General features: G+C 70.2%; 5 protein-coding genes. All 5 read right to left on the bottom strand.

Annotated elements, in window-relative coordinates:
- The coding region (locus tag KN815_RS44655) for an acyl-CoA carboxylase subunit epsilon (protein ID WP_216347527.1) at window positions 1-201 on the bottom strand (201 nt) is incomplete at its 3' end.
- Window positions 202-258: 57 nt separating this feature from the next.
- Window positions 259-1,842, bottom strand: coding sequence for an acyl-CoA carboxylase subunit beta (locus tag KN815_RS44650; RefSeq protein WP_216347526.1), 1,584 nt, complete (start codon window positions 1,840-1,842; stop codon window positions 259-261).
- A gap of 332 nt (window positions 1,843-2,174) precedes the next feature.
- Entirely contained in the window at window positions 2,175-3,773 is a 1,599-nt protein-coding gene (cimA, locus tag KN815_RS44645; protein WP_216347525.1) for a citramalate synthase, read from the bottom strand.
- Window positions 3,774-4,118: 345 nt separating this feature from the next.
- Window positions 4,119-5,204 carry a branched-chain amino acid aminotransferase gene (locus KN815_RS44640; RefSeq protein ID WP_216347524.1) on the bottom strand — a complete coding sequence of 362 codons (1,086 nt, stop codon included), beginning with the start codon at window positions 5,202-5,204 and terminating at the stop codon, window positions 4,119-4,121.
- 203 nt (window positions 5,205-5,407) lie between these two features.
- On the bottom strand, window positions 5,408-5,606 hold a 199-nt coding region (locus KN815_RS44635; protein WP_253209635.1), incomplete at its 5' end, for an isocitrate/isopropylmalate family dehydrogenase.

The raw sequence follows: 5,606 nt of genomic DNA, 5'->3' as shown, positions 1-5,606 counted from the left end.
GCGCTCCAGACGGCGCCAGCGGGCGGCGCTGCGGCCCGGGCGGGTGGAGTCGGTGGTGCGGTGGGTGCCGGCGGCCGCGCGGGCGAGGAGCACCGCGGTGACCGCGGCGAGTTCCTCGGCGTCGGCGTGGCCCTTCTCCACCCGGACCAGGGTGGCCGCCGCCGCGGCGGCGGGATCGGCGATATCGCTCGGTGTGCTCACGGTTTTGTCTCTTCTCCCTTGTCGCGCGGGTTTCGCGCGAGGACACGAACTAAGAGGCTACTGCGGCGGGTTGCCGTGCTTGCGGGACGGCAGGTCGGCGTGCTTGTCGCGCAGCATCGCCAGCGACCGGATCAGGACCTCACGGGTTTCGGACGGGTCGATGACGTCGTCCACCAGGCCCCGCTCGGCCGCGTAGTACGGGTGCATCAGCTCGGACTTGTACTCCTTGACCATGCGGGCGCGCATGGCCTCGGGGTCGTCGGCATCGGCGATCTGACGGCGGAAGATCACATTGGCCGCGCCCTCGGCGCCCATCACCGCGATCTCGTTGGTGGGCCAGGCGTAGGTCAGGTCGGCACCGATGGACTGGGAGTCCATGACGATGTACGCACCGCCGTACGCCTTGCGCAGGATGACGGAGATCCGGGGCACGGTGGCGTTGCAGTACGCGTACAGCATCTTGGCGCCGTGCCGGATGATCCCGCCGTGCTCCTGGTCCACACCGGGCAGGAAGCCGGGCACGTCGAGGAAGGTGACCAGCGGGATGTTGAAGGCGTCGCACATCTGGATGAAGCGCGCGGACTTCTCCGACGCCTCGATGTCCAGCACCCCGGCCAGCGACTGCGGCTGGTTGGCGATGATGCCGACCACCTGGCCGTCGAGCCGGGTCAGCGCGCAGATGATGTTGGTCGCCCAGCGCTCGTGGACCTCGAGGTACTCGCCGTCGTCGACGATCTCCTCGATGACCTTGCGCATGTCGTACGGCCGGTTGCCGTCGGCCGGGACGAGGTCCAGCAGCGAGTCGCCGCGCCGGGCGGCCGGGTCGTCGGACTCGACGGTCGGCGGGTTCTCCCGGTTGTTCTGCGGCAGCAGCGACAGGAGGTAGCGCACCTCCTCCAGGCACGTCTCCTCGTCGTCGTAGGCGAAGTGGCACACGCCCGAGGTCTCGGCGTGCACATCCGCGCCGCCCAGTCCGTTCTGGCTGACCTTCTCGCCGGTCACCGCCTGGACCACATCGGGTCCGGTGATGAACATCTGAGAGGTCTCCCGGACCATGAAGACGAAGTCCGTCAGCGCCGGGGAGTACGCCGCCCCGCCCGCGCACGGGCCGAGCATCACGCTGATCTGGGGGATGACGCCGGACGCCTTGGTGTTCCGCTGGAAGATGCCGCCGTATCCGGCGAGCGCCGAGACGCCCTCCTGGATACGGGCACCGGCGCCGTCGTTGAGGGACACCAGCGGCGCCCCGGCCGAGATGGCCATGTCCATAATCTTGTGGATCTTGGTCGCGTGGGCCTCCCCCAGCGCCCCGCCGAAGATCCGGAAGTCGTGTGCGTAGACGAACACCGTCCGTCCGTGGACGGTCCCCCAGCCGGTGACGACCCCGTCGGTGTAAGGCTTCTTCGCCTCCAGGCCGAACCCGGTCGCACGATGCCGCCGCAGCGGCTCCACTTCGTTGAAGGACCCCTCGTCAAGCAGCAGATCGATCCGCTCGCGAGCCGTCAGCTTCCCCTTGGCCTTCTGGGCCTCGGTCGCCCGCTCGCTCGGGCCGCGCCGAGCCTGCTCGCGAATCGCGTGCAGCTCGGCGACGCGCCCGCGAACGTCACTCGCCTCAGCAGGCGCACCTTCGAGATTGGTCATGCATTGACGGTACGTTCCCGGGCCCCCGGAAACGCATGTCAATTCCCTACAACGTCAGGGGCGTTTTGGTGGGCAGGCGGAACAGAACTGGACAGCGGCTTTCCCACTACCTGGTGTCCTAAAGGACTATCGACCCTGTCGGCATCCGACAAACCTCCAGGCGGCGACCGTGCGAGGGGCGGGCCCGACCACCCGGATGGGCGGCGTCCGCCGGAGCGGCGCTGCGGCCGGATCGGGGAACGGAGCACGTCGGCCGCCCTCCGCTCCCCGCACCCTACTCCGGCGGCGGCCCGCGCCCCGCGCACCGGGCCCATACGGCCATGAGGCCCGGCTCACTCCTGCGGGTCCACCCCGGCCCGCAGCAGCCCGTAGGCGTAGGCGTCGTCCAGGGCCTGCCAGGACGCGGCGATCACGTTCTCCCCGACGCCGACCGTCGACCACTCCCCCTGGCCGTCGGCGGTGGAGACCAGGACCCGGGTCGTGGACTCGGTGCCGTGCTTGCCTTCCAGGATGCGGACCTTGTAGTCCACCAGCTCCATCGTCGCGAGCTGCGGGTAGATCCGCTCCAGCCCCACCCGCAGCGCCCGGTCCAGGGCGTTGACCGGACCGTTGCCCTCCGCCGTGGCGACGATGCGCTCGCCCTTGGCCCACAGCTTCACGGTGGCCTCGTTGGCGTGGGTGCCGTCCGGGCGGTCCTCGACGATCGCCCGCCAGGACTCGACCCGGAAGTAGCGGCGGGGGCGGCCGTCGACCTCCTGGCGCAGCAGCAGCTCGAAGGAGGCGTCGGCGGCCTCGTAGGTGTAGCCCGCCAGCTCGCGCTCCTTGACCCGCTCGACGATCCGGCCCACCAGGGCGCGGTCGTCGCCGAGGTCGATGCCCAGCTCCTTGCCCTTGAGCTCGATGGACGCCCGGCCGGCCATGTCGGAGACGAGCATCCGCATGGTGTTGCCGACCCGCTCGGGGTCGATGTGCTGGTAGAGATCCGGGTCGACCTTGATCGCGGAGGCGTGCAGTCCGGCCTTGTGGGCGAAGGCGGATACGCCCACATAGGGCTGGTGAGTGGACGGCGTCAGATTGACGACCTCGGCGATCGCGTGCGAGATCCGGGTCATCTCCTCCAGCGCGCCCTCCGGCAGCACCCGGCGGCCGTACTTGAGCTCCAGGGCCGCGACGACCGGGAAGAGGTTGGCGTTGCCGACCCGCTCGCCGTAGCCGTTGGCCGTGCACTGGACGTGGGTGGCGCCCGCGTCCACGGCGGCGAGGGTGTTGGCGACCGCGCAGCCGGTGTCGTCCTGGGTGTGGATGCCCAGCCGGGCGCCGGTGTCGGCCAGTACGGTGCGGACCACCGCGTCGATCTGGCCCGGCAGCATGCCGCCGTTGGTGTCGCAGAGGATCACCACCTCGGCGCCCGCCTGGTGGGCGGCGGAGACGACCTGCTTGGCGTACTCCGCGTTGGCGCGGTAGCCGTCGAAGAAGTGCTCACAGTCGAGGAAGACCCGGCGGCCCTGGGACCGCAGGTAGGCGACGGTCTCGCGGACCATCGCGAGGTTCTCCTCGAGCGTGGTGCGCAGGGCCAGCTCCACATGGCGGTCGTGGGACTTCGCCACCAGGGTGATCACCGGCGCCCCGGAGTCCAGCAGCGCCTTGACCTGGCGGTCGTCCTCGGCGCGTACCCCCGCCTTGCGGGTGGCGCCGAACGCCACGAGCTGGGCGTGCCGGAAGTCGATCTCGGCGCGGGCCCGGGCGAAGAACTCCGTGTCGCGCGGGTTGGCGCCGGGCCAGCCGCCCTCGATGAAGCCCACGCCGAAGTCGTCCAGGTGACGGGCGATGGTCAGCTTGTCCGCGACCGTCAGGTTGATGCCCTCGCGCTGCGCTCCGTCGCGCAGGGTGGTGTCGAAGACATGGAAGCCGTCGTCGGGCAGATCCTTCATGGTTGGTCTGGCTCCTGTCGGATGGATCTCGGTCTACCGGAATATCCGGTTCCGCGCCCTCCTATGGTCCCTCACGCTTCGCCTCCGGCGGGATGGTCCGGAAAACGAAAAGACCCCTCGCGGGTGCGAGAGGTCTGCGCGCGGGTCTGGGGCACGGTGGCCGCGCCGTACCGGGTCGTACGGGCGGTCACTGCGGACCGGCGCGCCTGCTGTCAATAATCATGACGAACGAGAGCACGGAGGCAGTCTGGCACATTCCGCCCCCGCGCTCTCATCCGTCTCATCATGCGAACCATGGGTGTCAACGGGATGACACCTGCGATCAGCCCACAGGTGACACCGGGATCAGCCCAGGGGGTGCATCCAGCCGTGCGGGTCCGGGGCGAGGCCGGTCTGGATGTCCAGCAGCGCCTTGCGCAGCCGCATCGTCACCTCGCCCGGCTCACCGTCGGCCACCGTCCAGTTCGCCCGGGCGGACTTGACCGAGCCGACCGGGGTGATCACGGCCGCCGTACCGCAGGCGAAGACCTCGGTGAGGGTCCCGTCGGCGTTGCCCTGGCGCCAGTCGTCGACCGAGATCCGGCCCTCGGAGACCTCGTAGCCGAGGTCGGCGGCGATCCGCAGCAGCGAGGCGCGGGTGATCCCCGGCAGCAGCGAACCGGACAGCTCGGGGGTCACGATGCGGTCCCCGTACACGAAGTACAGGTTCATCCCGCCCATCTCCTCGATCCAGCGGCGCTCGATCGCGTCCAGCCAGACCACCTGGTCACAGCCCTGCTCGGCGGCCTGGGCCTGGGCGACCAGGGACGCCGCGTAGTTGCCGCCCGCCTTGGCCGCGCCGGTGCCGCCGGGCGCGGCGCGGACGTACTCCTCCGAGAGCCAGACCGAGACCGGCCGCACCCCGCCGGGGAAGTAGGCCCCGGCCGGGGAGGCGATCACCACGAAGAGGTACTCGTTCGAGGGCCGGACACCCAGCCCGACCTCGGTGGCGAACATGAAGGGCCGCAGGTAGAGCGACTGCTCTCCGTGGCCGGGCACCCACTCCTTGTCCTGGGTGACCAGCGCGTCACACGCCTCGATGAAGGTCTGGACGGGCAGTTCGGGCATGGCGATGCGGCGCGCGGACGCCTGGAACCGCTCGGCGTTCTGCTCGGGGCGGAACGTGGCCACGGACCCGTCGGGGCGGCGGTACGCCTTGAGCCCCTCGAAGATGGTCTGGGCGTAGTGCAGCGTCATGTTCGCCGGATCGATCGAGAGCGGGGCGTACGGCACGAGCTGGGCCTCGTGCCAGCCGCGGCCCTCGGTCCACTTGATGGTCACCATGTGATCGGTGAAGTGGCGGCCGAATCCGGGGTTGGCAAGGATCTTCTCCCGCTCGGCGGCGGGGAGCGGGTGGGATGAGGGCTTGAGCTCGATCGTGGGCGTCGTCATGGCAGGTAAGTCCTTCACCTTCGGTTGTGGCGGACCGCGCTCGCACCATCCTGCCCGTGATCGGTACTAGGACGTCCAAGCTCTTCTTCACACAACGGCCCCACCGGGGATTATCTCCTAGGTGAGGCCGTGGAAGGGAGCGTTGTGCAGCGCGCGGCCCAGGTCGATGGTCGCACCCAGCCGCGCGGTGGCACAGGCTGGGGTCAGCCGGATACTCGGGCGGCGAGCGCGTCGCCGATCTCGTCGGTGGTGCGCGGCGCGGCCGCATCCCGCCCGGCGAGGTCGTCCGCGACGGCGGCCTCGATACGGGCCGCCTCGTCCGCGTAGCCGAGGTGCGACAGGAGCAGGGCCACCGACAGGACGGTCGCCGTCGGGTCGGCCTTGCCGGTGCCCGCGATGTCC

Origin of the sequence: Streptomyces niphimycinicus (assembly GCF_018883605.1) — a bacterium.
GTDB classification, from domain to species: Bacteria; Actinomycetota; Actinomycetes; order Streptomycetales; family Streptomycetaceae; genus Streptomyces; species Streptomyces niphimycinicus.
Note: the sequence above shows the minus strand (reverse complement) of the source record. Positions and strands in the feature narration are given on the sequence as shown.